General features: G+C 59.6%; 24 protein-coding genes. 17 read left to right on the top strand and 7 right to left on the bottom strand.

The window, feature by feature from the left end:
* Positions 1 to 17: 17 nt before the first annotated feature.
* Both AB4N91_RS24250 and AB4N91_RS24245 read right to left on the bottom strand, forming a co-directional pair.
* A complete protein-coding gene (locus AB4N91_RS24250; RefSeq protein ID WP_145310211.1) occupies positions 18 to 833 on the bottom strand; it encodes a rhodanese-like domain-containing protein in 816 nt (271 codons plus the stop codon).
* Positions 834 to 876: 43 nt separating this feature from the next.
* Positions 877 to 2,415: an HDOD domain-containing protein gene (locus AB4N91_RS24245; protein WP_460111833.1), complete on the bottom strand. Its 1,539-nt coding sequence runs from the start codon at positions 2,413 to 2,415 to the stop codon at positions 877 to 879.
* 166 nt (positions 2,416 to 2,581) lie between these two features.
* Between AB4N91_RS24245 and motA the strand changes: the two genes are divergently transcribed.
* From motA to AB4N91_RS24225, 4 genes are all read left to right on the top strand, one after another.
* Positions 2,582 to 3,433, top strand: a complete 852-nt coding sequence (gene motA, locus AB4N91_RS24240; protein ID WP_010464213.1) for a flagellar motor stator protein MotA — start codon at positions 2,582 to 2,584, stop codon at positions 3,431 to 3,433.
* 3 nt (positions 3,434 to 3,436) lie between these two features.
* Positions 3,437 to 4,465, top strand: coding sequence for a flagellar motor protein MotB (gene motB / locus AB4N91_RS24235; RefSeq protein ID WP_154912008.1), 1,029 nt, complete (start codon positions 3,437 to 3,439; stop codon positions 4,463 to 4,465).
* A gap of 796 nt (positions 4,466 to 5,261) precedes the next feature.
* Positions 5,262 to 5,531, top strand: a complete 270-nt coding sequence (locus AB4N91_RS24230) for a hypothetical protein (RefSeq protein WP_083375178.1) — start codon at positions 5,262 to 5,264, stop codon at positions 5,529 to 5,531.
* A 140-nt stretch (positions 5,532 to 5,671) separates the two neighbouring features.
* Positions 5,672 to 6,115 carry a hypothetical protein gene (locus AB4N91_RS24225; RefSeq protein WP_460111832.1) on the top strand — a complete coding sequence of 148 codons (444 nt, stop codon included), beginning with the start codon at positions 5,672 to 5,674 and terminating at the stop codon, positions 6,113 to 6,115.
* A 324-nt stretch (positions 6,116 to 6,439) separates the two neighbouring features.
* On the opposite strand, the gene AB4N91_RS24220 is transcribed toward AB4N91_RS24225, so the two are convergent.
* From AB4N91_RS24220 to rsgA, 4 genes are all read right to left on the bottom strand, one after another.
* Positions 6,440 to 6,925: a toll/interleukin-1 receptor domain-containing protein gene (locus AB4N91_RS24220; protein ID WP_010464209.1), complete on the bottom strand. Its 486-nt coding sequence runs from the start codon at positions 6,923 to 6,925 to the stop codon at positions 6,440 to 6,442.
* Complete coding sequence (locus AB4N91_RS24215; protein ID WP_010464207.1) at positions 6,925 to 7,884, bottom strand: caspase family protein; 960 nt, start codon at positions 7,882 to 7,884, stop codon at positions 6,925 to 6,927. Before AB4N91_RS24215 ends, AB4N91_RS24220 begins: the two co-directional genes overlap by 1 nt.
* 3 nt (positions 7,885 to 7,887) lie before the next feature.
* Positions 7,888 to 8,295: a TIR domain-containing protein gene (locus AB4N91_RS24210; protein WP_010464205.1), complete on the bottom strand. Its 408-nt coding sequence runs from the start codon at positions 8,293 to 8,295 to the stop codon at positions 7,888 to 7,890.
* Positions 8,296 to 8,506: 211 nt separating this feature from the next.
* On the bottom strand, positions 8,507 to 9,538 hold the full coding sequence (rsgA, locus tag AB4N91_RS24205; protein WP_010464204.1) for a small ribosomal subunit biogenesis GTPase RsgA: 1,032 nt from the start codon (positions 9,536 to 9,538) through the stop codon (positions 8,507 to 8,509).
* 107 nt (positions 9,539 to 9,645) lie between these two features.
* Between rsgA and orn the strand changes: the two genes are divergently transcribed.
* Together orn and AB4N91_RS24195 are read left to right on the top strand one after the other, a co-directional pair.
* The gene (orn, locus tag AB4N91_RS24200) at positions 9,646 to 10,188 is read left to right on the top strand and encodes an oligoribonuclease (RefSeq protein WP_007995036.1); all 543 of its coding nucleotides are present in this window, start codon (positions 9,646 to 9,648) and stop codon (positions 10,186 to 10,188) included.
* 222 nt (positions 10,189 to 10,410) lie between these two features.
* Positions 10,411 to 11,022 carry a trimeric intracellular cation channel family protein gene (locus AB4N91_RS24195; protein WP_007945604.1) on the top strand — a complete coding sequence of 204 codons (612 nt, stop codon included), beginning with the start codon at positions 10,411 to 10,413 and terminating at the stop codon, positions 11,020 to 11,022.
* Here the strand turns inward: AB4N91_RS24195 and queG are convergent.
* Positions 11,004 to 12,083: a tRNA epoxyqueuosine(34) reductase QueG gene (gene queG / locus AB4N91_RS24190; RefSeq protein ID WP_154912010.1), complete on the bottom strand. Its 1,080-nt coding sequence runs from the start codon at positions 12,081 to 12,083 to the stop codon at positions 11,004 to 11,006. The two genes, AB4N91_RS24195 and queG, sit on opposite strands and share 19 nt — an antisense overlap.
* Positions 12,084 to 12,146: 63 nt before the next feature.
* Between queG and AB4N91_RS24185 the strand changes: the two genes are divergently transcribed.
* From AB4N91_RS24185 to AB4N91_RS24135, 11 genes are all read left to right on the top strand, one after another.
* Entirely contained in the window at positions 12,147 to 13,646 is a 1,500-nt protein-coding gene (locus tag AB4N91_RS24185) for an NAD(P)H-hydrate dehydratase (protein WP_154912011.1), read from the top strand.
* Positions 13,634 to 14,104 (top strand): tRNA (adenosine(37)-N6)-threonylcarbamoyltransferase complex ATPase subunit type 1 TsaE, encoded by a 471-nt coding sequence (gene tsaE, locus AB4N91_RS24180; protein WP_077750238.1) that lies wholly within the window; start codon positions 13,634 to 13,636, stop codon positions 14,102 to 14,104. Before AB4N91_RS24185 ends, tsaE begins: the two co-directional genes overlap by 13 nt.
* A 48-nt stretch (positions 14,105 to 14,152) precedes the next feature.
* Positions 14,153 to 15,532 carry an N-acetylmuramoyl-L-alanine amidase gene (locus AB4N91_RS24175; RefSeq protein WP_370654465.1) on the top strand — a complete coding sequence of 460 codons (1,380 nt, stop codon included), beginning with the start codon at positions 14,153 to 14,155 and terminating at the stop codon, positions 15,530 to 15,532.
* 8 nt (positions 15,533 to 15,540) lie between these two features.
* On the top strand, positions 15,541 to 17,439 hold the full coding sequence (gene mutL / locus AB4N91_RS24170) for a DNA mismatch repair endonuclease MutL (protein WP_191650607.1): 1,899 nt from the start codon (positions 15,541 to 15,543) through the stop codon (positions 17,437 to 17,439).
* Positions 17,439 to 18,410 (top strand): tRNA (adenosine(37)-N6)-dimethylallyltransferase MiaA, encoded by a 972-nt coding sequence (miaA, locus tag AB4N91_RS24165; RefSeq protein WP_010464198.1) that lies wholly within the window; start codon positions 17,439 to 17,441, stop codon positions 18,408 to 18,410. Before mutL ends, miaA begins: the two co-directional genes overlap by 1 nt.
* 94 nt (positions 18,411 to 18,504) lie before the next feature.
* Entirely contained in the window at positions 18,505 to 18,765 is a 261-nt protein-coding gene (gene hfq, locus AB4N91_RS24160) for an RNA chaperone Hfq (RefSeq protein WP_007902656.1), read from the top strand.
* A gap of 12 nt (positions 18,766 to 18,777) precedes the next feature.
* On the top strand, positions 18,778 to 20,079 hold the full coding sequence (hflX, locus tag AB4N91_RS24155) for a ribosome rescue GTPase HflX (RefSeq protein WP_010464197.1): 1,302 nt from the start codon (positions 18,778 to 18,780) through the stop codon (positions 20,077 to 20,079).
* Positions 20,080 to 20,175: 96 nt separating this feature from the next.
* The gene (gene hflK / locus AB4N91_RS24150; RefSeq protein ID WP_010464196.1) at positions 20,176 to 21,348 is read left to right on the top strand and encodes an FtsH protease activity modulator HflK; all 1,173 of its coding nucleotides are present in this window, start codon (positions 20,176 to 20,178) and stop codon (positions 21,346 to 21,348) included.
* Positions 21,348 to 22,217 (top strand): protease modulator HflC, encoded by an 870-nt coding sequence (hflC, locus tag AB4N91_RS24145; protein WP_010464195.1) that lies wholly within the window; start codon positions 21,348 to 21,350, stop codon positions 22,215 to 22,217. The genes hflK and hflC overlap by 1 nt, the downstream gene beginning before the upstream one ends.
* A 314-nt stretch (positions 22,218 to 22,531) precedes the next feature.
* Positions 22,532 to 23,719 carry an ATP phosphoribosyltransferase regulatory subunit gene (locus AB4N91_RS24140; RefSeq protein WP_010464194.1) on the top strand — a complete coding sequence of 396 codons (1,188 nt, stop codon included), beginning with the start codon at positions 22,532 to 22,534 and terminating at the stop codon, positions 23,717 to 23,719.
* A gap of 54 nt (positions 23,720 to 23,773) precedes the next feature.
* Positions 23,774 to 25,066, top strand: a complete 1,293-nt coding sequence (locus AB4N91_RS24135; RefSeq protein ID WP_010464193.1) for an adenylosuccinate synthase — start codon at positions 23,774 to 23,776, stop codon at positions 25,064 to 25,066.
* The last annotated feature ends 2 nt before the right edge of the window (positions 25,067 to 25,068 follow it).

The raw sequence follows: 25,068 nt of genomic DNA, 5'->3' as shown, positions 1-25,068 counted from the left end.
GACTGTCCTTAAAAACCTTAAATCTCTACGGGCGTATCGGGGTGGTTGCCCCATTCGCCCCAGGAGCCGGCGTAGCCTTTGACCCGCGGATAACCGAGGGATTTGGCCACCAGATAAGTGAAGCCAGAGCGATGGTGAGTCTGGCAGTGGGTAATGACTTCTTTGTCTTTGGTGATACCGAGTTGTTCCAGGATCTGCGGCATGTCCGTGCGGATGCGCAGGTTGCGCGCTTGATCCATGCCGGCCGTCCATTCGAAATTCACCGCGCCGGGAATGTGCCCGGCCTTGGCTGCCAGGACTTTCTCGCCGGAGTATTCCAGTGGGCCACGCGCGTCCCAGATCGCCAGGTCGGCGGCACCGAGACGGCTTTGCAGGTATTCGCGGGTGGCGGTCGGCTCGTCGTGCAGGGTCAACGCAATCGGGCCGCCAGCGAGGGCCGGGATCTGGATCGACATGGGCATGCCTTCTGCCAGCCAGGCTGTCAGGCCGCCGTCGAGATAGTGGTAGTTGCGATGGCCGATGACATCGAGCAGCCAGATAAAGCGCCCGGCCCAGCCGCCGCCTTCGTCGTCATAGACCACGTAGGTGGCATTGGCGTTATGTCCCAACTCACCGAACAACGTTTCGAGTGCCGCTTGCGGCGGCATCAGCCCAGGCGCAGGCGCCTGGCCGAGTTGTGTGCGTTTGGGATCGACAAAGCGTGCACCGGGAATATGCCCTTCGGTATAGCGGGCACTGCTGGTCAGGTCCACCAGAATCAGTTCGCGGGACTCAAGGCGAGGGAGCAAGTCGCTCGGCTCGATGACCAGCGCCAAGCCAGAGAAGTCAGACATGTGAGGTCTCCAGAGCACAAAAGGGAGGATTGTAGCGCAGCATTCATTGACCGCGCTGGCTAAAGCTATGGAGTGCCTTTTCAATGCACTGCGCGGTTTTGCCGAAGGCTTGCACGGTGATTTCCGAGAATGGCCCGCCGCCCTGATCCGCCACAACGACCATGATCACCCGACCATTGTTGACCAGCGAGCGCAGCAGCAGGTGTTCGCCGCGAAACTGCGCACGCAGGCTGGCGGGTAGCAGCGCCGAGAACTGGGCGTTGTTGGCCGGGGTCAATCGCACCTGGGCCTGTTGCGAGAGCAACCGTTGCAGCACAGTGCTCTGACTCACGACCAGGTTTAGCCCCGCCGCTTCCTTCGCCAGCCCGGCCGTTTGATGCGCACGCAAATTGGCGTGGGTGCGGTCAGCCATCAAAATCATCACTCGACGCATACCGCATGCGACCAGTGCGTCCCGGACCGACGTGGTCAAGTGCATTGCATTGGTGAAGCGGCTCGGCTCGACCAGCAGTTCAGCACATTGTTTACGCCATGCCGTCAGGTTTTCGGTGGTCGGCGCTGGTGCCGGCAGCAACCCGGCGTGAATGCGGTTCACGCCCGAGGGCCAGATCAACGCTACGGCAGGGTGCCAGATGTCCGGCATGGCGTGCTGGTGCGCGCTGTTCACGGCTTGTTGATGCAGTTGCTGCTGCACGTCGCTCATCGGCATTTGCAGGTAAAGGCTGGTCAGGTATTGCCAGCGCTCGCTGTGCGGGCTGTCCCAGGCCTGTTGCGCCGACAGTGCCAGCCCATTGGCCAGCAACACGGTATTGGCCGGTTGGTTGAGCCAGCGACGCAAGGTCGGATCGTCATCGAGGCGATTTTGCTGGCGCAAGGGATGCTCGCTGTCCCGGGCAATACGCAGGACTTTGACCAGTTCGCGCTGCTCGTTGAGCAGCAGGCGATAACCTTGCTGCACCCAGATTGGCAGGCGCCAGATGTCCACCAGCGCCTGGCAGATGTCCAGCAGGCGAACGCCGAACAGGTCCTTTTCGACTTTGCGCGCTGACTCGCCTTTATGAATGACCCGCAGTTCCCATTCTTCGAGCAACTGCGGATGAGTCAGCGCCATCGGCCAGAGCGGCGAGAGAAATAGCAGGCTGCCCCAGTGAATGTCCTGCCAGAGCCGCGCCAGGCGAGCGGCAAAAAAACCGTTGGCCTGTTGGGTCGCGTGCTGGCTGATCATCTGCAGCTGACGCAACGCCACCGGGATCTGTGATTGCGGTTCGGCAGGCAACCGGGCGAGCAATTCCTCGGTGCGTTTCAACCCGAGACGATTGATCGCCACCTCAAGGTTTTCCGCCGGGTCGGTCATGCTGCCGTGGGTATGACGATTGGCTTCACGAATCACGCTCAAGGCCAGGGCCGGGCTGTCCTGCAACAATTCGGCGATGTCGCGAATCGAGCTGCGGTTGTCGGCGAGGGCCTTGCAGACACGGTCGTGACTGTCTTGCGGAACCGGCAGACGCACGCCATCGAGAAGCTTGACCCAGCCTTCAAGAGTGGTTGGTTTTGGGATAGGGGTGTTCGTTTCGTTAGCCATGGTTGGACGTGATCATCGTCTGCATTACCTATGCCCAGAGAGGGCTAAATTAGCTTTTCGCTTGAACTGGCTATAGTCTGGCGCAGTTTTGCCGATAAGTAGAAGAAGAGATTTTTTAACTTCCGAATATGACCTTGAACCCGACTCAGTAAGTGCTCTCCTACCTATGGCTAAAATAATCGGCATCATCGTCGTATTCGCGAGCGTGCTCGGCGGATACGTGCTTTCCCACGGCAAGATTGCCGCCCTGATTCAACCTTTCGAGGTGATGATTATCGGTGGTGCGGCCCTCGGTGCATTCCTGCAGGCCAACCCAGGTCACATGTTCAAACTCGTTCTCAAGAAAGCGCTGGGAATGTTCAGTTCGCGCTTCAACCACACGTTCTATCTGGAAGTGCTGGGTCTGATCTACGAGATCCTCAACAAGAGCCGCCGCGAAGGCATGATGGCGATCGAAGGCGACATCGAAGACGCCGCCGCGAGCCCGATCTTCGCCAAGTACCCTGCGGTTCTGAAAGATGACCGCATGACCGCTTACATCTGCGATTACCTGCGCATCATGTCCTCCGGCAACATGGCGCCCCATGAGCTCGAAGGTCTGTTCGACATGGAACTGACCAGCCTCAAGGAAGACCTCGATCACCCGTCCCACGCCGTGAACGGCATCGCCGACGCCATGCCTGGCTTCGGTATTGTCGCGGCCGTATTGGGTATCGTGGTGACCATGGCCTCCCTGGGTGAAAGCGATCAGAAAATGATCGGCTTACACGTGGGTGCGGCACTGGTAGGTACTTTCTTCGGTATTCTCGCCGCCTACGGCTTCTTCGGCCCGCTGGCCCATGCCCTGGCCCACGAAGCCAAGGAAGAGCTGAACGTCTACGAAGCCATCAAGGCTTCGCTGGTTGCTTCGGCTTCCGGCATGCCGCCATCGCTGGCAGTGGAATTCGGCCGCAAGGTTTTGTACCCGGCGCACCGTCCTAGCTTCGCTGAGCTGGAACAAGCGGTTCGCGGTCGCTAAGTCATGGAAAACAACCAGCCGATAATCATCAAACGCGTAAAAAAATACGCGGCCGGACATCACGGGGGCTCCTGGAAAATCGCCTTCGCTGACTTCGCGACGGCGATGATGGCGTTCTTCCTGGTGCTGTGGTTGCTGTCCACCGCCACGCCGGAACAGAAGATTGCCATCGCCGGTTACTTCAAGGACCCGGTCGGTTTTTCCGAAAGCGGCACGCCATACATCATCGATCTGGGCGGCTCCCCGACCCTGGCGCCGGAGAACACCCTCAACCCTGAGGTGAAGTCTCAGCCGCAGCCGGACCGAGTCACCGTCGACACCGACCAGGTCGAAGGCATGGCCGAACAGGTGGAGAAGGAACGCCTGGAACTGTTGCTGCAAGAATTGCAGAACAAGGTTGATGAAAACCCGCAGCTGCAAAAATTCAAGGACCAGATCCTGTTCGAAATCACACAGGACGGCTTGCGCATCCAGATCATGGACGCGGAAAACCGGCCTATGTTCGACTCAGGCTCAGCGCGTCTGAAACCGTATTTCGAAGACATCCTGCTGGCCATGGCCGACACCATCAAAGCGGTGCCGAACAAGATCAGCATCAGCGGCCATACCGATGCCAAGCCGTACTCGGGCACCGGTGATTTTGGTAACTGGGAACTCTCAGCCAACCGTGCCAACGCCGCCCGCCGTGCCCTGGTCGCCGGCAGCTATCCGGATCAGCAAGTGGCGCGGGTGGTCGGTTATGCCTCGTCGGCGCTGTTCGATCGCGAGAACCCGTTCAACCCGGTCAATCGCCGGATCGACATCGTGGTGCTGACCAAAAAGGCCCAACGCGCCATCGAAGGTTCGCAAGGCGCTGAACCGGCACCTGCGCCAACGCAGGGGCAGGGAGGTCCGGGCGAAGTGCCGGCCACGCCGATCGATCCGAACGCATTGCCGGCGGATAAACTACCGCTGCCGGCCCATGAGCTTCGTGAGCGATTGAATATCTTCGAAGACCCGGCACCGAAACCGGCGGAACCGCCGAAGCAGTGATCCACAACAATCAAGCCGACAGAGATGTCGGCTTTTTTGTGCGTCTTTCACGGGGTTGGACGTCACTGCATTTTTAGCGTGGACATGGCCCCTGTGGGAGCGAGCCCGCTCGCGAAGGCTTTGAGTCAGGCGACGGGGGGAGGGCGGTGTACATATCCATTTCTGCGGTAACGGCCGCCAATGGTTTCGCTCTTACAGCGAGTCACTTTGGAAGAGCCCCAAAGTAACCAAAAGGCTCTTGCCCCTTTCGTTCGGTGCCTCGCTAAGGCTCGGCATGCCCTCGCTCCGGTCCTGCTCCGTGGGCCGCCGCCATCGGCCATCCATGGCCGGGGGCGGCTAACCCGGCATCCATGCCGGGTTGCCCACTACGCAGAACCTCCACTCGGCCTCTCGAGGGGGCGTGCACCGCAACAGCGCCGCGAGGCGGCCTGATAGCCGACCTGATTGTCAGGGGGTGTTTCCCTGTCGGAACCGGTTTGCTGGTGAGATTAGAAGTTGTAGGAACGGTCTGAAATTTTGTGGCGGGGTTCTCAGACTTGCGGGCGTCTGCCTATAGTTTCGCTGTCGCCGACAAATCGGTGATCGACTTTAGCCGGTCGTATCAGATGATGCACAAGCGCCCGTATAATCGCGGCGTTTTTGCTGCCTGGCATCTATGTCTATGGTGGCTGTGCGTGGGACACCTCAGGGTGTGCCGGGTTCATCTGTCCGGTCGGCTAACCCGCGCACAGCTACCACCCCAATTCGTTTAGCCGCGAAAGGGTGGGAGTTTCACCTATCAGATGAGATTCAAGTCATGTCCAAATATCACCCGCTCCAAGGCAATTTCAGCGTCGGTCCGACGCTGTTCATCGACACCGAAGCCAAAGTTTCCGACCTTTTGGAAACCGCTACTCACCGAATCAAAGCCGCCCGTAACCTGCTCAACAGTGTCACGTGCCTGTGCGTCAAAGACGCCGAAGGTCACGACCTAGAGCATTTCGCCAATGCTGCGCATATGTTGTTGCAGGATGGGTGTGACGCCTTGGATGCGTTGGGCTGGAGGCTGGAAAAAGCAGCCCCCTGAAACCAGAAAGCCGCGAGATGATCGCGGCTTTTTTTGTGGAGCATGCCTTTTGAGTATGACTTTTATTATTCGTAGCGCAGAGTAATCCTCTGGCTTAGCGACGATGGCAGAATGCACGATTTTATGATTGGAGATACGGAATGAATTCTACGCAAGTGGTTGACGCTGTTACGGCTCAAGTCCAATCGGCCAAAGATCGTGGACATCAAGAAGTCACTATCGAGAGCTTAGAAACCTACCTTGAAGCCCTAAAGCAGCACATTGAAAGCCAAGCGCCGTTGATGCAGGCAAACATCGATTTTCAAAGGCAAGCCAATGAATACGCTCATCAGTCAGAACAAGAGATGTTTCGCTCTGTGATTGTCAGTGGGCAGATTGCTTTAAAAACAAGTCTTTTGATCGGCGGTGGTGGAGCAGCGGCACTGCTCGCTTTCGCCAGTTCTGCTTGGAAAAGCTTAAAGCCAGAAGGGCTGGAGCTTCTTGGATTGACGGTGTTTCTTCTTGGGGGTGGGGTGCTGCTCGTAGGGATTGCAGCTGGCACGACTTATCTTTCCCAGAGTTTTTACCACGACGGACTAGGCTAGCCGGATAAGTGCTTGGAAGATAAAATCGCTGATCGACTTAGAGTGGCGGCTTGCGCCTTTGTTGTTTTGTCTTATTTGTTGTACGGGTGGTCGTGCTGGAACATATTTCGGATGATGAAAAGTTTTTCGATTGAGGCATTCATTCCTGTGAGTTGAGTTCTCCATTTTTGGAACACAATCGTTAAACGAGGATGACTCCGATCTGAAGTGTCAATTCGTCTACTCGATTGAGCCAAATCTTTGCTGGGGTGATTTGGTAGGACGAGGCGAAGTTCCACTGAAGCAAAAAAAAGCCGCGGGATAATAGCGGCTTTTTTGTGCCTGTCAGTAACCGCGACGAATGCGGTTTTTGAGCTGGTCGTGGAACAGGTCGGCATTACTCTTGTAGGTACCTCGAGCGGATTCACTGAAGGACTCTATTCCTGTCGAGCGCTCCAGCATGGCCTCTTTGCGGTACGCATCGATAAAAAAGTCGAGATCGGTATCACCACTCAGCTTCGGCCATTTATCGAGGTATAGCGGCAGCGCGCTGGCCCCGATCTTGTAAGAGCAGATCCTGCGATCACTGATGGTCGCCTCACCGATTTCGAACGGCACCCACCAGGACATGGCGGTCTCCTGCGAGACCACCGCCAGCAAGTGCGTGCATTCGGTAATGTTGCGGGTGATGACGGCGGTAATGTCGTCGGTCTGCTGGGATTCTGTGTCCAGCACATCGAGATAGGTCTTGATATTCGCCAGTTTCAGGCGCGCATTGATGGCCATCGCCTGGACGCGGTCGGTGTGGCGGTAACTAATAAATACAGGCATCAGAAATGTCCCTTGATCGCGAGTTCGCGGTAATAGGCGCCGAGGGCCGTGAGGCGGCAGCCGGTGGAATGGATGGCGGCGTAGTACATGTGCTCGGCGTCCACCGGTTCGATCAGGCTGTGGCGATTGCACTTTTGCAGCTGGGCGAAGACTTCGCCGTGGTCCGGGTCAAACGATGTTTCGGTGGGTTCGTAGCTGGGGTCGAGCGCAAAGACATGGCTGGGCTCCGGGAACCAATCCTTGAGTTTGCGCAGGGTCTCTTCGGCGATCAGTGGCGTGACCTCGCGCAAGGGGACAAATTGCGAGACGTTGGTCTTGAACACCGGCCGTTGTTCCCACGCCCCCAGCGCATTGTCGACGAACGAATACACGCTGCCGGGAGTGACCTTGCCCAGTACGTTGGCGGCCCCGCCGTGCAGTGCTTGCAGCAGCAGATCGGTAAACACGCCGTGACCGCGTCCTTCGAGCGCAACCTGGTCTTTTTTGCAGGCGGTGAGGATGGTCATGCCTTCGCCGATGACGCTACTGCCGCCGCGTAACCCGCGCATCGCGGCGGCTGCGCCGGCCTGGCAGCAGTCGAGGATGATGATTTTGTTCTTGATGTGAGGGGCGTTGTCCGCCCAACTCAATATGTCGCTGATACGAATGCCATCGCCACCCGGTGCAAAGTCCTGAGGAATCAGCAGTCCTTCGTCGATGCTGGTATCGAACTGGCCGTGGCCGGCGAAATACAGCAGCGCCACATCACAATCGCCGGAAAACAGACTTTGGATGTGCTGCTTCATGGCCGTCAGCGAAAGGTCATCTTCGGCTGAGGTCAGCACCTTGCTGCTGAAATTCGGTCGCCCGTTGGCGTGACGCTCCAGCACTGAGGCCATGGCCATCGCGTCGTTGTTGCATCCGCTCAATGGGGAGACGTGGGCGTAATGGTTGATCCCGATGAACAATCCCTTGCGCATGGCTCATCCCGCCGCGTGAGTGCGAATGGCACTGATGATGCTGTTGGTGTTCCAGGCACACTCAGCATGTGCGGCCTGGCGTACTACGGCAGAAATCCGCTCTGCACCAAAGGGTTTGACCGCAATGATCACCTTGCCCATGCGCCGGGCGATCTCGATTTCCTTGTTGATCCACTTGCTGTAGGTGGAATACATACCCGCCATGATCAGCACCGCCGAGCAAGGCCTGATCTTGTTCTCGATGGCTTCTTCCAGTTGTTTATCGGTCTGGGCGCCGATGATCGGGTTGTCCGTCGGCACTGAAAAATTTTTGAACGTGAAGCCGGGTTTGGCGTTGAGCAGGCGCACGAGGTTGTCGTGGGCGTGGGGATAACTCCACGAGTGGCTGATGAACAAATGATAGGTTTGCATGGATGTCCCTCGGTATCGCCGGAATGCGAAGAGGGCTTGAATGTATGCACTTGGATGGCCGCAACAAGGGCTGCGCGGTTAAAGAGACGGGTCCTTCAAGCAGGCGCGCAAATGCCCTACAGAGCTGTCTGACGTTTAAAAGGCGGGGGATTTTCAGGGCGCAACGAACAATCCGCCGCCCCGTGTGCATCGGAGCGGCTGGACTGTCTGTTTAGTAGCTGGTTTCGGGCAGGCTGGCGATGATCGAGCGATAGCTGTTCATCCGCTGCTGCTGCACGCGGCCTTCTTCGAGAGCTTTGAGCAGGGCGCAACCCGGCTCGCGGTCGTGCTTGCAGTCGCGGAAGCGGCAGGTGCCGATCAAGTCGTTGAACTCGATGAAACCGGCTTCGACGTCGGCACGGCTGACGTGGCCCAGACCGAATTCGCGGATACCCGGGGAGTCGATCAACTCACCGCCACCGGGAAAGTGGAACAACCGCGCGGTCGTGGTGGTGTGGGTGCCCTGGCCGGACAGCTCGGACAGCGGGCCGACACGGGCTTCGACTTCCGGCAGCAGGCTGTTGACCAGCGAGGACTTGCCGACGCCGGACTGGCCGACGAATACGCTGATGCGTCCGTCCAGCTGTTTTTGCAGCTGTTCCATGCCGTTGCCGTGGTGCGCCGAGACCTCCAGCACCGGGTAACCCAGCGTGCGGTAAACCGCCAGCAAGGCATTCAGCGCCGGGGCGTTCTGCTCGTCGATCAGGTCGAACTTGTTGAGCAGCAGCAGCGGACGAATCCCGGCGTGCTCAGCAGCGACCAGGTAACGGTCGATCAGGTTCGCGTGCGGCTCGGGCAGCGGGGCGAAGACGATGACGATCATATCGACGTTGGCCGCAACGGGCTTGAGCTGGCCACGGCTGTCCGGACGGCAAAGTTCGGTTTTACGCGGCAGCTGCGCCACGATTACCCCGATGCCTTGGTTGCCGGCACGCCAGACCACCTGATCACCGGTCACCAGCGCCGGCAGGTTGGCGCGCAAATGGCAGCGGAACACTTCGCCGGCCAGTTCGCCCTCAAGGGCTTCGACTTCGACCTGCACACCGAAGTGCGCGATCACCAGGCCCGTCTGTTCCGGACCCAGGTCGCCGCCCTCAAGTGCCTCGACAGCCGAGGACTCGCGTTTGGCGGCGCGGGCAGCGCGTTCACCTTGGATCTTTTCGATGCGCCAGTTTTGACGACGATTGAGTTGGCGTTTGGCCATGGGTGTTCCGTATCAAGAATGCAGCGATTAGGTAAAACGGCCGCGAGTTTAGCACGCCCGGGCGCCGCCCTAGGCTAAACTGCGCAGCATTGCCTAGGAGCCGACACATGCAAAACCCGCAGAATCTGATCTGGATCGACCTGGAAATGACCGGTCTGAACCCTGATACCGACGTCATCATCGAAATGGCGACCATTGTCACCGACAGTGACCTGAACACCTTGGCCGAAGGGCCGGTGATCGCCATTCACCACAGCGACGAGATCCTCGCCGGCATGGACGAGTGGAACACCCGTCAACACGGCGGCTCGGGCCTGACCCAACGGGTGCGCGACAGCCGCATCAGCATGGCCGAAGCCGAGGCCGAGACCATTGCCTTTCTGGAGAAATGGGTGCCAAAGGGCAAGTCGCCGATCTGTGGCAACAGCATCTGCCAGGACCGTCGCTTCCTTTATACCCACATGAAATCCCTGGAAAGCTACTTCCACTACCGCAACCTCGACGTGTCGACCCTGAAAGAGCTGGCCGCACGCTGGGCACCGGACGTGCGCGACAGCTTCAAGAAAGGCAGCACCCACCTGGCCCTGGACGACATCCGCGAATCCATCGCCGAGTTGCAGCACTACCGCAAGCATTTCATCAAGTTCTGAAGGGTGTCGGGCCTTTGTGGCGAGGGAGCTTGCTCCCGCTCGGCTGCGAAGCAGTCGTAAAACCTGCAAATGCGGTGTGACTGGAAGAATGCCGGGGAGCGCTTCGCGCTCCAGCGGGAGCAAGCTCCCTCGCCACAGGTTGCGTGTAATGCGTTCTCTTGCCCTCTTTTGGTGCCGGGACTAAATGGCTAGACTGCGCGCCTTTCTGCAAGGACCGCCACCATGTTGCTGATGCTCTACCTGATCGCCATCACCGCCGAAGCCATGACCGGTGCCCTGTCCGCTGGTCGTCGCGGCATGGACTGGTTTGGTGTGGTGCTGATCGCCTGCATTACGGCGTTGGGCGGCGGTTCGGTGCGCGACGTGCTGCTCGGTCACTACCCGCTGACGTGGGTTAAACACCCGGAATACCTGGTGCTGACATCGATTGCAGCCATGTTCACGGTTTTCGCTGCGCGCTGGATGCGTCACTTGCGCTCACTGTTTCTGGTGCTCGACGCCGTGGGGCTGGTGGCATTCACCCTGATCGGCTGCATGACCGCCCTGGAAATGGGTCACGGCATGCTGGTGGCCTCGGTCAGCGGCGTGATCACCGGGGTGTTCGGCGGCATCCTGCGCGACATCTTCTGCAACGACATCCCGCTGATCTTCCGCCGCGAACTCTACGCCAGCGTCTCGTTCGCTGCGGCGTGGTGCTACATGCTGTGCATCTACCTGCAATTACCCGGCGAACAGGCGATTTTGATCACGTTGTTTGGCGGTTTCCTGTTGCGGTTGCTGGCGATTCGTTTCCACTGGGAAATGCCGAAATTCGTTTATAACGACGAAGCCTGACGCTCGGCGTGTTGTTTCAGCGCCCACTCGACGTGTTCCCGCACCAGCTCCGACGGATAGTCGCGCCGCGCTTTCAACGCTTCCAGCACCGGAATGCTCGAGGGTGCGTTCCCTAGCCCCACGGCGAGGTTACGCAACCAACGCTCGTAACCGGCACGGCGCAATGGTGAGCCTTCGGTGCTGCTGAGGAACCTGTCCTCATCCCACATGAACAGTTCAGCCAGTTCGGCGTTGTCCAGGTTATGCCGTGGCTTGAAGTCGCTTTCGCCGGACGGGCGGGCGAAGCGGTTCCACGGGCAGACGATCTGGCAGTCATCGCAACCGAACACCCGGTTGCCGATCAACGGGCGCAAATCTTCGGGGATCGCGCTTTTCAGTTCGATGGTCAGGTAAGAAATGCAGCGCCGGGCGTCCAGCACATAGGGGCCGACGAAGGCGTTGGTCGGGCAAATGTCCAGGCACGCAGTGCAGCGTCCGCAATGTTCGGTGCTGTGCGGTGAATCGACTGGCAGCGGCAGATCGACAAAGAGTTCGCTGAGGAAGAAGTAACTGCCGGCCTTGCGATTCAACACCAGGGTGTTTTTGCCGATCCAACCCAAGCCGGCCTTTTCTGCAATGGCCTTTTCCAGCACCGGCGCGCTGTCGACGAAGGCGCGGTAGCCGAACGGCCCGATGACCGCCTGAATTTTTTCTGCCAGTTGTTGCACACGTTTACGGATCAATTTGTGGTAATCGCGGCCCAAGGCATAACGCGATACGTAGGCTTTTTCCGGTTGGGCCAGCAATTGCGCCATTTGGGTATCGCCGGGCAGGTAGTCCATGCGCAGGGAAACTACGCGCAACGTACCGGGGACAAGCTCTTCGGGATGCGAGCGTTTGCTGCCGTGGGCGCCCATGTAATCCATTTCGCCGTGGTAGCCGGCCGCCAGCCAGCGCTCCAGGTGCTGCTCATGCTCGGCCAGGTCGAGGCCGCTGATGCCGACTTGCTGAAAGCCAAGCTCGCGGCCCCAGTCCTTGATGGATTGGGCGAGGGCGGGCAGGTCTGTAGTAATAGCGGGCATGAGGCGAGAGAAACCGGAGCTGAGGTGCGTATAATTCTGCCAGACATCGGAGCCCGAAGACGCATGCCGCACACTAAAGATGATTTACCCGACGCGCTGTACAGCGCCGCGCACGTGCGAGCCCTTGATGCGAATCTGATCGCGGCCGGCACGCCGGGCTTCGAATTGATGCAGCGTGCAGCGCGAGCGACCTGGCGTGGACTCGTCCGTCAGTGGCCGTCGGCGAATGAATTGACCGTCGTGGCCGGTCGCGGCAATAACGCCGGTGACGGTTATCTGGTGGCGGTGCTGGCGCGACGTGCCGGTTGGCATGTCCGGGTCTTGGCGGCTGGCGATCCCCAGCGTTTGCAGGGGGACGCGGCGCTGGCCCATGCCGAGGCGGTGTCCGAGGGCATTGCGGTTCAAGCCTTCACTGCGCAGTCGGAATTGCGTGGAGTTGTGCTCGACGCCTTGCTCGGTACCGGTTTGACCGGCGAAGTGCGAGAGCCCTTCGCCAGCGCGATCACCGCAATCAACGCCAGTGGACTGCCGGTGGCGGCGGTGGATATCCCTTCGGGTTTGTGCGCCGATACGGGGCGCATATTGGGCACGGCTGTCCGAGCTGATCTGACCGTGACCTACATTGCCTTGAAGGTGGGATTGTTCACGGGTGACGCGGCGGATGTGGTCGGCGAGCTGGTGTTCAACGATCTGCAAGCCAGCGCCGAGTCGTTTAACGGGGTCGACATTGATGCACGGCGCCTGACAGCCGGTAATTTGCCGCGTCTGGCAGGCCGCGCGCCAACCGCCCATAAAGGCAAATTCGGTCACGTCTTGCTGATCGGCGGTGATCGTGGCTTCGGCGGTGCCATTCTACTGAGCGCGCAGAGCGCATTGCGCAGTGGTGCGGGCATGGTGTCCGTGGCCACACGCAGTGAACATGTGCCAGCAGCGTTGGCGAGAATTCCTGAAGCGATGGTGTTGGGCACTTCCTCGGCCAATCAACTGATGGAACTGCTGCAAAAGGTTTCCGTGTTGGTGGTCGGCCCGGGCCTGGGTCAGGCTGCCTGGGGGCGCAGTCTTTTGTCGGCGGCGGCCAACGCGCCGTTGCCGCAAGTCTGGGATGCCGATGCGTTGAATTTGCTGGCTTCAAACCATGTGAGCTTGCCCAAGGACTGCGTGATCACGCCGCATCCAGGTGAAGCGGCGCGGTTGCTGGGGATCAGCACCGCCGAAGTCCAGGCTGATCGCCCGGCGGCAGCTCATGCATTGAGCAAAAAATATACAGCTGTTGTGATTCTTAAAGGCGCCGGCAGTCTGATCGCCAGCCCCGATGGGCGCCTGGCGTTGTCTCATCAAGGGCATCCGGCCATGGCCACCGCGGGTTTGGGTGATGTGCTGGCCGGTCTGGTCGGCGCGTTGCTGGCCCAGGGCATGGACGCGTTCAACGCTGCTTGTCTGGCGGTCTGGCTGCACGCCAATGCCGGCGAGCAACAAGGTAAATCGGGCCGCGGGCTGGCGGCCAGTGATCTGATCCCAGCCATTCGTCAGTTGTTGGAGGAGCAAGCACCGTGTCTGAAGTAACCCTGTACCTGGCCGATGAAGAGGCGATGACCGCATTTGGCGCACGCATCGCACAAACCACCCAAGGGCACGGTCTGATTTTTCTGGAAGGCGATCTGGGGGCGGGGAAAACCACGCTGTCACGGGGCATTATCCGTGGCCTGGGGCATGTGGGGGCGGTAAAAAGTCCGACGTTCACCCTGGTCGAGCCTTACGAAATCGGCGACATCCGGGCCTTCCATTTCGACCTCTATCGACTGGTTGATCCGGAAGAACTGGAGTACCTCGGTATCCGCGACTACTTCGAAGACGACGCGCTGTGCCTGATCGAATGGCCCCAGAAGGGTGCAGGCTTTTTGCCAAAGCCCGACCTGACCATTACCATTAGCCCGCAAGACAGCGGGCGTTCGCTGAAAATTTTGTCCCAGGGCTCGCGCGGCGAGTCGTGGTGTGCCGCTTTGGCATTGGAATCCAATTAAATGATGGGGTCAGGTATGCGCTTTCGCGCGATGGTAGCTGCCGTAGGGATGTTGTTTTTGGCGGTGACCGTCGACGCTGTGGCCGAGACTAAGGTCAACAGCGTTCGCCTGTGGCGGGCGCCGGATAACACACGGTTGGTGTTCGACCTGACCGGGCCGGTGCAACACAGCGTTTTCACCCTGACCTCCCCGGATCGGCTGGTGATCGACATCAATGGCGCCTCCCTTGGCTCGCCGCTGAACGTCAACACCTCGAACACCCCGATTACCGCCATGCGCTCGGCCCAACGCACGCCGACCGATTTGCGGGTGGTCATCGACCTGAAAAAAGCTGTTACGCCAAAAAGCTTCACCCTGGCGCCAAATGCCCAGTACGGCAATCGATTGGTGGTCGACCTGTTCGATAACGCCGCCGATGCCGCGCCAATACCGGCGCCGACCAATGTCGCGACGGTGGCGCCGGTGCCGGTCACGCCGGTAGAGCCTCCGGTGAAGCTGCCGCCTGCGCCTGCCGGCAAACGTGACATCATCGTGGTGATCGACGCCGGCCACGGCGGCGAAGACCCGGGTGCCTCGGGGTCTCGCGGTCAGCGTGAAAAAGACGTGGTGCTGGCCATCGCCCGCGAACTGCAACGCCAGGTCAACGGCATGAAAGGCTTCCGCGCCGAACTGACCCGTACCGGCGACTACTTCATTCCATTGCGCGGCCGTACCGAAATCGCCCGCAAGAAAGGCGCCGACCTGTTCGTCTCGATCCACGCCGATGCCGCCCCTTCGGCTGCGGCGTTCGGTGCGTCGGTGTTTGCCCTGTCTGATCGCGGCGCCACCTCGGAGACGGCCCGTTGGCTGGCCGATAGCGAAAACCGTTCCGACTTGATCGGCGGTGCCGGCAACGTCAGCCTCGACGACAAGGACCGCATGCTCGCGGGCGTGCTCCTCGATCTGTCGATGACGGCTTCCCTGACGTCCAGCCTGAACGTAGGTCAAAAAGTCTTGAGCAACATCGGTCGCGTCACGCCGCTGCACAAACAGCGCGTGGAGCAGGCCGGGTTCATGGTATTGAAGTCGCCGGACATCCCGTCGATCCTGGTCGAAACCGGGTTCATCTCCAACGCCAACGAAGCGTCCAAACTGGCTGCCGCGAACCACCAGCAGGCGCTGGCGCGTTCGATCAGCAGTGGCGTGCGCCAGTTCTTCCAGCAGAACCCGCCGCCGGGCACCTACATCGCCTGGCTGCGTGATTCCGGCAAGATCGCTCAAGGCCCACGTGACCACCGGGTAAACCCGGGTGAGACGCTGGCGATGATTGCCGTGCGTTACCAAGTGTCTCCGGCCACATTACGCAGCGCCAATAACCTGAAAAGCGACGAGCTGAAAATCGGTCAGACCCTGACCATTCCCGGCACAGAACTGGCGTCCAAAGAATGAATCAGGTGTTGACCCATGCGGCTCGCATCGAGCTGCTCAGCCCGCGACTGGCGAACCAGATTGCCGCCGGTGAGGTGGTTGAACGCCCGGCCTCGGTGATCAAGGAGTTGCTGGAGAACAGCCTCGACTCCGGCGCCAAACGCATCGACGTCGATGTGGAGCAGGGCGGCGTCAAGCTGTTGCGGGTGCGCGATGACGGCAGCGGCATTTCGGCCGATGACCTGCCGCTGGCCCTGGCGCGACATGCCACCAGCAAGATTCGCAACCTGGAAGACCTCGAGCAGGTCATGAGTCTCGGGTTTCGCGGTGAAGCCCTCGCCTCGATCAGCTCCGTGGCGCGTCTGACCCTGACGTCCCGGACCAAGGATGCCGACCAGGCCTGGCAGGTCGAGACCGAAGGCCGGGACATGGCGCCCCGGGTTCAACCCGCTGCCCACCCGGTGGGCACCTCGGTTGAAGTGCGCGATCTGTTCTTCAACACCCCGGCGCGGCGCAAATTCCTCAAGACTGAAAAAACCGAATTCGATCACCTGCAAGAAGTGATCAAGCGTCTGGCGCTGGCGCGTTTCGACGTGGCGTTTCATTTGCGTCACAACGGCAAAACCATCCTCAGCCTGCACGAAGCCCATGACGACGCGGCCCGTGCGCGGCGAGTGGCAGCGATTTGCGGTTCAGGTTTCCTGGAACAGGCGCTGCCGATCGAAATCGAACGCAATGGCCTGCATTTGTGGGGTTGGGTCGGGTTGCCGACGTTCAACCGCAGCCAGGCGGACTTGCAATATTTTTTTGTGAACGGCCGTGCCGTGCGCGACAAACTGGTGGCCCACGCGGTGCGCCAGGCGTATCGCGACGTGCTGTTCAATGGTCGGCACCCGACGTTCGTACTGTTTTTCGAGGTCGATCCGGCCGGTGTCGACGTCAACGTGCACCCGACCAAACACGAAGTGCGCTTCCGTGACGGGCGTATGGTCCACGACTTTCTCTACGGCACCTTGCACCGCGCCTTGGGCGATGTGCGACCGGATGATCATCTGGCTGCGCCGGTGGCGACGGCGATCGTTCGGCCGACCGGCATAGACGCCGGTGAATTCGGTCCCCAGGGCGAAATGCGCCTGGCGGCCAATGCCCTGCTGGAGCAACCTCAGGCGCAGCCGTCGTTCAATACGCCGGCAGGCTCAGGCGCTGGCGCCGGTTATCAATATCAATACACGCCGCGTCCTCAGTCCGGCGTGCCAGCGGCTGAAGCCCAGGCGGCGTACCGGGAGTTTTTTGCACCTTTGCCAGAGGCAAATGCCGTCGCGCTCCCGGCCGGTCAGGATGATATTCCTCCATTGGGCTATGCATTGGCGCAGCTCAAGGGTATCTACATTCTCTCGGAAAACGCCCAAGGCCTAGTGCTGGTGGACATGCACGCCGCCCACGAACGGATCATGTACGAGCGCCTGAAAATCGCGATGGCCAGCGAAGGCCTGAGCGGCCAGCCGCTGTTGGTGCCGGAATCGTTGGCGGTTAGCGAGCGCGAAGGCGATTGCGCCGAAGAAAACGTCGCGTGGTTCCAGCGTCTCGGCTTTGAACTGCAGCGCCTCGGCCCGGAAACACTGGCGATCCGGCAGATTCCAGCCTTGCTCAAGCAAGCTGAAGCGAATCGATTGGTGAGTGATGTGTTGGCCGATCTGATGGAATACGGCACCAGCGACCGTATCCAGGCGCACCTCAACGAACTGCTTGGCACCATGGCCTGCCACGGCGCGATTCGGGCAAACCGGCGTCTGGCGCTGCCGGAAATGAACGGTCTGCTGCGGGACATGGAAAACACCGAGCGCAGCGGTCAATGCAACCATGGCCGACCGACCTGGACCCAATTGGGCCTGGACGATCTGGACAAACTGTTCTTGCGCGGTCGTTGATGAGCCAGCTGCCACCTGCGATTTTCCTGATGGGCCCGACCGCAGCGGGCAAGACTGATCTGGCCATCGAACTGACCAAAGTGCTGCCTTGCGAGCTGATCAGTGTCGATTCGGCGCTGGTCTACCGCGGCATGGACATCGGCACCGCCAAGCCTTCGAAAGAGATTCTGGCCGAGTTTCCGCACCGTTTGATCGATATTCTTGATCCGGCCGAGAGCTATTCGGCGGCGGATTTTCGCCGTGATGCGCTGGAGGCGATGGCCGAGATCACTTCGCGAGGCAAAATTCCGCTGCTTGTAGGCGGCACGATGCTCTACTACAAGGCTTTGGTCGAAGGACTGGCAGAAATGCCGGCGGCGGATCCCGAGGTTCGTGCGCAGATCGAAGAAGAGGCTGCACGCCTTGGCTGGCAAGCCCTGCACGAACAATTGGCGCTCGTAGATCCGGTTTCGGCGGCGCGAATTCATCCGAACGATCCGCAGCGACTCAGTCGAGCGCTGGAAGTTTATCGCGTCAGCGGTCAGAGCATGACCGAGCTGCGGCTGAGACAAAGTGCGCAAAGTACTGAAGCAGCCGCTTCGGGACTGCAACAATTGCCCTATACTGTCGCGAACTTGGCCATTGCTCCGGCAAATCGCCAGGTATTGCACGAGCGAATTAAACAAAGATTCACAGTTATGTTGGAACAGGGATTCATTGACGAGGTCGTAGCCCTGCGTAAGCGAAGTGACCTGCATTCCGGGTTGCCGTCTATACGTGCGGTAGGCTACCGACAAGTCTGGGACTACCTGGATGGCAAGCTGACCCAAGCCGAGATGCAGGAGCGTGGAATCATTGCCACGCGCCAATTGGCAAAGCGTCAGTTCACCTGGCTGCGCAGCTGGGCTGATTTACACTGGTTGGACAGCCTGGATTGCGACAATCTGCCGCGCGCCTTGAAATACCTGGGGACCATCTCCATATTGAGCTGAGTCCTTGCAATTGCCGTCTATCCTTGGGGGTGTGACGGCCACAAGCCATCTGTTTACCTATTTTTTATATTGAATCCTTAAAGGAGTGCGGCACATGTCAAAAGGGCATTCGCTACAAGACCCTTACTTGAATACTTTACGTAAAGAGAAAGTTGGGGTGTCCATCTACCTGGTGAACGGGATCAAACTGCAAGGCACGATCGAGTCTTTCGACCAGTTCGTTATCCTGCTGAAAAACACCGTCAGCCAGATGGTTTACAAACACGCTATCTCTACAGTGGTGCCGGTTCGTCCAATTCGTCTGCCTAGCGCAACCGAATCCGAAGCAGGTGACGCTGAGCCAGGTAACGCCTGATAGGAGTCTCCTTTGTTCTTTGAGCGCCACGGTGGTGGTGAGCGAGTGATCCTCGTTCACTTGGATGGACAGGACCCTGAGGCGCGCGAAGATCCGCAGGAGTTTCAGGAGTTGGCTAATTCGGCTGGCGCCGAGACCGTTGCGTTTTTTAACGTGCCGCGTCATCGGCCAACCGCCAAATTCCTGATTGGCAGCGGCAAGGTCGAGGAACTTCGCGACCTGGTCCATGCCGAGAAGGCAGATCTGGTGATCTTCAATCACATCCTCACGCCCAGTCAGGAACGTAACCTCGAACGTGTTTTCGAGTGTCGCGTGATCGACCGCACGGGTCTGATTCTCGATATTTTCGCCCAGCGCGCCCGTACCCATGAAGGCAAGCTCCAGGTAGAACTGGCCCAGCTTGACCACATGAGCACCCGGCTGGTTCGTGGCTGGACTCACCTTGAGCGTCAAGGTGGCGGTATCGGCATGCGTGGCCCGGGTGAGACCCAGCTGGAAACCGACCGCCGTTTGCTGCGGGTACGCCTGCGACAGATCAAGGGCCGACTGGAAAAAGTGCGCAGTCAGCGCGAGCAGTCGCGACGCGGCCGTTCGCGTGCGGATATTCCTACCGTGTCCCTTGTGGGCTATACCAACGCCGGCAAATCCACGCTCTTCAATAACGTGACGAAATCCGACGTGTACGCGGCTGACCAGTTGTTTGCCACGCTGGACCCGACCTTGCGCCGTCTGGAGCTCGACGACCTGGGGCCGATTGTCCTGGCCGATACGGTGGGTTTCATACGCCACTTGCCTCACAAACTGGTTGAGGCATTTCGGTCTACGCTCGAAGAGTCGAGCAACTCAGACCTGCTGTTGCACGTGATCGATGCGGCCGAACCGGATCGCATGTTGCAGATCGAGCAGGTGATGGTGGTGCTGGGCGAGATCGGTGCCCAGGACTTGCCGATCCTCGAGGTCTATAACAAACTCGATTTGCTTGAAGGCGTTGAGCCACAAATCCAGCGCGACGAAAACGGCAAGCCCCAACGGGTCTGGCTGTCGGCGCGTGATGGCAGTGGTCTGGAATTGCTTGAGCAAGCCATTGCCGAGTTGCTGGGCGGTGATTTGTTTGTTGGCACCTTGCGCTTGCCGCAACGTTTTGCTCGACTGCGTGCGCAGTTTTTCGAACTCGGTGCGGTGCAGAAAGAAGAACACGACGAAGAAGGCATCAGCCTGCTGGCCGTTCGCTTGCCACGGGTTGAGTTGAATCGACTGGTGAGTCGCGAAGGTCTGCAACCGATGGAATTCATCGAACAACACACTTTGCAATAAAAGCCTGAAAAAGCGGTTGTGCCGCGGTGACAGGCATTCTGTAGCATTGGTCGGCGCGCCGTGGGTGCGTCTTTGCTTTATCAGATGGAGAGCGCTATGGCTTGGAATGAGCCGGGTGGCAACTCGAATAATCAGGATCCTTGGGGTGGCAAGCGCCGCAATAACGGCGACCGCAAGGGACCACCGGATCTCGACGAGGCCTTCCGAAAGCTGCAGGAAAGCCTGAACGGGTTGTTCGGTGGTGGTAAGAAACGCGGTGATGACGGCGGTGGTTCGGGCAAGAGTGGCGGCTTTGGCGGCCTGCTCGGCATCGGCCTGGTCGTGTTGGCGGCCGTATGGCTGTACAGCGCGGTCTACGTAGTCGACGAGCAGGAGCAAGCCGTGGTGCTGCGCTTCGGCAAGTACTACGAAACCGTCGGCCCGGGCCTGAACATCTACTTCCCGCCGATCGATCGCAAGTACCTGGAAAACGTCACGCGTGAGCGTGCCTATACCAAGCAGGGTCAAATGCTCACTGAAGACGAGAACATCGTCGAAGTGCCGCTGACCGTGCAGTACAAGATCAGCAACCTGCAGGACTTCGTGCTGAACGTCGATGCGCCGGAAATCAGCCTGCAGCACGCGACCGAAAGTGCCTTGCGCCATGTGGTGGGTTCCACCGCGATGGACCAGGTGCTGACCGAAGGTCGTGAGTTGATGGCCAGCGAAATCAAGGAGCGTCTGCAACGCTTCATGGATACCTATCGCACCGGTATCACCATCACTCAGGTGAACGTACAGAGCGCAGCGGCACCGCGCGAAGTACAGGAAGCCTTCGATGACGTGATCCGTGCCCGTGAAGACGAGCAGCGTTCGCGCAACCAGGCTGAAACCTACGCCAACGGCGTCGTGCCGGAAGCCCGTGGTCAGGCCCAGCGTATCCTCGAAGATGCCAACGGCTACCGTGACGAAACTGTCTCGCGCGCCAAGGGTGAGGCTGATCGCTTCACCAAACTGGTGAGCGAGTACCGCAAGGCCCCTGAAGTCACCCGCGAGCGTCTGTACCTGGACACCATGCAGGAAGTCTTCACCAATACCAGCAAGGTCCTCGTGACCGGCAACAAGAATGGCCAGAGCAATCTGCTGTACTTGCCGCTGGACAAGATGGTCGAAAGTGGTCGCAACACCAGCACTCCGGTGACCGGTGCGGCAGCCACCAGCAATGAAGCGAATGCGCGTGCGGCAGCTGATCTGCAGCAACAGCAAGCACGTACCAGGGAGAGTCGCTGATGAGCAATAAATCGCTGATCGCCCTTATTGTCGGCGTCGTCGTGGCCATCGCTGCCTGGAACTGCTTCTACATCGTGGCTCAGACCGAGCGTGCGGTGCTGCTGCAGTTCGGTCGGGTGGTCCAGGCCGATGTTCAGCCGGGCCTGCATGTGAAAGTGCCTTACGTTAACCAGGTGCGCAAATTCGACGCACGCCTGATGACGCTGGATGCACCGACGCAACGCTTCCTGACGCTGGAAAAGAAAGCCGTGATGGTCGATGCCTACGCCAAGTGGCGCGTGAAAGATGCCGAGCGCTTCTACACCGCGACTTCCGGCCTCAAGCAGATTGCCGATGAGCGTCTTTCCCGTCGTCTGGAGTCGGGCCTGCGTGACCAGTTCGGTAAGCGTACGCTGCACGAAGTGGTGTCCGGTGAGCGTGATGCGCTGATGTCCGACATCACTGCCTCACTGAACAAGATGGCGGAAAAAGAGCTGGGTATCGAAGTTGTCGATGTCCGGGTCAAGGCCATCGATCTGCCGAAAGAAGTAAACCGCAGTGTGTTCGAGCGTATGAGCTCCGAGCGTGAGCGTGAAGCTCGCGAGCACCGCGCCAAGGGTAACGAGCTTGCAGAAGGCATTCGTGCCGACGCCGATCGTCAACGCCGTGTGCTGCTGGCTGAAGCCTATCGTGAATCTGAAGAGGTTCGCGGTGATGGTGATGCCCAGGCCGCTGCGATCTACTCCAAGGCCTACGGCCAGGATCAGGAGTTCTACGGTTTCTACCGTAGCCTGCGCGCCTACCGTGAAAGCTTCGCGAACAAATCCGACGTCATGGTCCTGGACCCAAGCAGCGACTTCTTCCGTTACCTGGAAAAAGCCAAGCCTTGATACGACGTTGACCTGAATCATCCCCCGCCTGGCGGCTAAAGCCTCGGGCGGGGTGATCCTTTGGGAAAACGTGTGTATGATGCGGCAGCCGGGAAATTCCCGGCTTTTTTGCGTCTGCACGTTTGATTGCTGTTTTTAGCGGGCGCCCGAGTTGAATGACTCGACAGGTTTTTCGAGGAAAGTGGTTGGCGAAGCCGGTTTCAGGCTTTTCGCCACGTTGTTTATGCGCGTGGTTTGCACATGCGCCGACCATTTTCTGCTTCACTCAAGGCTCGCCCAACGGCTGGCCGCCCGGATCATAGGGGAATGGCGTAATGGCAACGGTAGACCGCTGGCTGCTGCCAGATGGCATCGAAGAAGTACTGCCACCAGAGGCGGCGCGCATTGAAGTCGCGCGTCGTCAGGTGTTGGATCTGTTCCAGAGCTGGGGTTACGAGTTTGTCGTGACTCCCCATATCGAGTACCTGGAATCCCTGCTGACCGGCGCGGGCTCGGACCTCGATCTGCGGACCTTCAAGGTCATCGACCCGCAATCGGGCCGGCAGATGGGGTTCCGTGCCGACATCACGCCGCAAGTGGCGCGCATCGATGCGCACACCCTGCGCCGTGAAGGCCCGAGCCGCCTGTGCTATGCCGGCAGCGTGCTGCATGCCCAGCCGCGCGCCCTGTCGTCCTCACGCAGCCCGATCCAGCTGGGCGCCGAGTTGTATGGCGATGCCAGCCCGAGCAGCGACGTGGAAGTCATCAGCCTGATGCTGGCCATGCTGCAACTGGCCGATGTGCCGGATGTGCACATGGACCTCGGTCATGTCGGCATCTACCGCGGCCTGGCCCGTGCGGCCGGTCTGTCTGGCGAAGTTGAGCAGCAGTTGTTCGATGCGTTGCAACGCAAGGCCATCGACGAGGTCATTACCTTGACCGAAGGCTTGCCTGCCGATCTGTCGGGCATGTTGCGCGCGTTGGTCGATCTGTGTGGCGGCCGTGAAGTATTGAGCGCTGCTCGCGAGCGTCTGGCGCATGCGCCAGCGCCGGTTCTGGCGGCGCTGGACGATTTGCTGGCGATTGCCGAGCGTCTGTCCACGCGTTTCCCGGAGTTACCGCTTTATTTCGACCTGGGCGAGTTGCGCGGCTATCACTACCACACCGGTGTGGTGTTCGCGGTGTTCGTACCGGGTGTTGGCCAGTCCATTGCCCAGGGCGGTCGTTACGACGACATCGGCGCCGACTTCGGTCGCGCTCGTCCGGCAACCGGCTTCTCCACCGATTTGAAAACCCTGGTGACCCTGGGGCGTGCTGAGATCAAGCTACCGTCTGGCGGTATCTGGATGCCTGACAGTACGGATGCGGCACTCTGGCAGCAGGTTTGTCAGTTGCGCAGTGAGGGTCAGCGTGTCGTTCAGGCGTTGCCTGGACAACCTTTGGCCGCCGCCCGTGAAGCGGACTGCGACCGGCAATTGATTCAGCAGAACGGGCTTTGGCAAGTATCGCCACTGGCTTCTTGAGTTTTCCTGTCGGCTGCGGCCGGCACCAAGTTTGCGCGAATGAGGACAAGTGTTATGGGTAAGAATGTCGTAGTCCTGGGCACCCAATGGGGTGATGAGGGCAAAGGCAAGATCGTTGATCTGCTGACCGAACATGCTGCCGCCGTAGTGCGCTACCAGGGTGGCCACAACGCGGGTCACACCCTGGTGATCGACGGCGAAAAAACCGTCTTGCACCTGATTCCGTCGGGCGTGTTGCGCGAAGGCGTGCAGTGCCTGATCGGCAACGGCGTGGTGGTTGCACCCGACGCTCTGCTGCGGGAAATCATCAAGCTGGAAGAGAAAGGCGTACCGGTGCGTGAGCGCCTGCGTATCAGCCCGTCCTGCCCGCTGATCCTGTCCTACCACGTCGCGCTGGACCAGGCCCGTGAAAAGGCCCGTGGCGAGCTGAAGATCGGTACCACCGGTCGCGGCATCGGCCCGGCTTATGAAGACAAGGTTGCACGTCGCGGTCTGCGCATCGGTGACCTGTTCCACCGTGAGCGTTTCGCCGCCAAGCTGGGTGAGTTGCTGGATTACCACAACTTCGTCCTGGTCAATTACTACAAAGAGCCTGCGATCGACTTCCAGAAAACACTCGACGAGTGCATGGAATACGCCGAGCTGCTGAAGCCGATGATGCTCGACGTCACCGCCGAGCTGCACGAGTTGCGTCGCGCTGGCAAAGACATCATGTTCGAAGGCGCCCAAGGCTCCCTGCTGGACATCGACCACGGTACCTACCCGTACGTCACCAGCTCCAACACCACCGCGGGCGGCATCGCTACCGGTTCGGGTTTTGGTCCGATGTACCTGGATTACATCCTGGGCATCACCAAGGCGTACACCACTCGCGTGGGTTCGGGTCCGTTTCCGACTGAGCTGTTCGACGACGTGGGTGCATTCCTGGCCAAGCGTGGCCACGAGTTCGGCGCTACCACCGGCCGTGCCCGTCGTTGCGGCTGGTTCGATGCCGTCATCCTGCGTCGCGCTATCGACGTCAACAGCATCTCGGGCCTGTGCCTGACCAAGCTGGACGTTCTGGACGGTCTGGAAACCATCAACATCTGTGTTGGCTACAAGAACCAGGATGGTGCAGTGATCGACGCGCCGACTGACGCCGACAGCTACATAGGCCTGGAGCCGGTGTACGAAGAGATGCCAGGCTGGACCGAATCCACCGTCGGTGCCAAGACGCTGGAAGAGCTGCCGCAAGCTGCTCGCAACTACATCAAGCGCGTCGAAGAGTTGGTCGGTGCGCCGATTGACATTATTTCGACGGGCCCGGACCGCAACGAAACCATCGTTTTGCGTCACCCGTTCGCTTAATA

Source organism: Pseudomonas sp. H3_D04 (genome assembly GCF_054669175.1).
This window is presented reverse-complemented; position numbering and strand designations above follow the sequence as displayed.

What these genes read in the sequence shown, in the direction of transcription:
- AB4N91_RS24250 (WP_145310211.1), bottom strand. Translation starts at nt 833, where the DNA reads ATGTCTGACTTCTCTGGCTTGGCGCTGGTCATCGAGCCGAGCGACTTG.
- AB4N91_RS24245 (WP_460111833.1), bottom strand. Translation starts at nt 2,415, where the DNA reads ATGGCTAACGAAACGAACACCCCTATCCCAAAACCAACCACTCTTGAA.
- motA (WP_010464213.1), top strand. Translation starts at nt 2,582, where the DNA reads ATGGCTAAAATAATCGGCATCATCGTCGTATTCGCGAGCGTGCTCGGC.
- motB (WP_154912008.1), top strand. Translation starts at nt 3,437, where the DNA reads ATGGAAAACAACCAGCCGATAATCATCAAACGCGTAAAAAAATACGCG.
- AB4N91_RS24230 (WP_083375178.1), top strand. Translation starts at nt 5,262, where the DNA reads ATGTCCAAATATCACCCGCTCCAAGGCAATTTCAGCGTCGGTCCGACG.
- AB4N91_RS24225 (WP_460111832.1), top strand. Translation starts at nt 5,672, where the DNA reads ATGAATTCTACGCAAGTGGTTGACGCTGTTACGGCTCAAGTCCAATCG.
- AB4N91_RS24220 (WP_010464209.1), bottom strand. Translation starts at nt 6,925, where the DNA reads ATGCCTGTATTTATTAGTTACCGCCACACCGACCGCGTCCAGGCGATG.
- AB4N91_RS24215 (WP_010464207.1), bottom strand. Translation starts at nt 7,884, where the DNA reads ATGCGCAAGGGATTGTTCATCGGGATCAACCATTACGCCCACGTCTCC.
- AB4N91_RS24210 (WP_010464205.1), bottom strand. Translation starts at nt 8,295, where the DNA reads ATGCAAACCTATCATTTGTTCATCAGCCACTCGTGGAGTTATCCCCAC.
- rsgA (WP_010464204.1), bottom strand. Translation starts at nt 9,538, where the DNA reads ATGGCCAAACGCCAACTCAATCGTCGTCAAAACTGGCGCATCGAAAAG.
- orn (WP_007995036.1), top strand. Translation starts at nt 9,646, where the DNA reads ATGCAAAACCCGCAGAATCTGATCTGGATCGACCTGGAAATGACCGGT.
- AB4N91_RS24195 (WP_007945604.1), top strand. Translation starts at nt 10,411, where the DNA reads ATGTTGCTGATGCTCTACCTGATCGCCATCACCGCCGAAGCCATGACC.
- queG (WP_154912010.1), bottom strand. Translation starts at nt 12,083, where the DNA reads ATGCCCGCTATTACTACAGACCTGCCCGCCCTCGCCCAATCCATCAAG.
- AB4N91_RS24185 (WP_154912011.1), top strand. Translation starts at nt 12,147, where the DNA reads ATGCCGCACACTAAAGATGATTTACCCGACGCGCTGTACAGCGCCGCG.
- AB4N91_RS24175 (WP_370654465.1), top strand. Translation starts at nt 14,153, where the DNA reads ATGTTGTTTTTGGCGGTGACCGTCGACGCTGTGGCCGAGACTAAGGTC.
- miaA (WP_010464198.1), top strand. Translation starts at nt 17,439, where the DNA reads ATGAGCCAGCTGCCACCTGCGATTTTCCTGATGGGCCCGACCGCAGCG.
- hfq (WP_007902656.1), top strand. Translation starts at nt 18,505, where the DNA reads ATGTCAAAAGGGCATTCGCTACAAGACCCTTACTTGAATACTTTACGT.
- hflK (WP_010464196.1), top strand. Translation starts at nt 20,176, where the DNA reads ATGGCTTGGAATGAGCCGGGTGGCAACTCGAATAATCAGGATCCTTGG.
- hflC (WP_010464195.1), top strand. Translation starts at nt 21,348, where the DNA reads ATGAGCAATAAATCGCTGATCGCCCTTATTGTCGGCGTCGTCGTGGCC.
- AB4N91_RS24140 (WP_010464194.1), top strand. Translation starts at nt 22,532, where the DNA reads ATGGCAACGGTAGACCGCTGGCTGCTGCCAGATGGCATCGAAGAAGTA.
- AB4N91_RS24135 (WP_010464193.1), top strand. Translation starts at nt 23,774, where the DNA reads ATGGGTAAGAATGTCGTAGTCCTGGGCACCCAATGGGGTGATGAGGGC.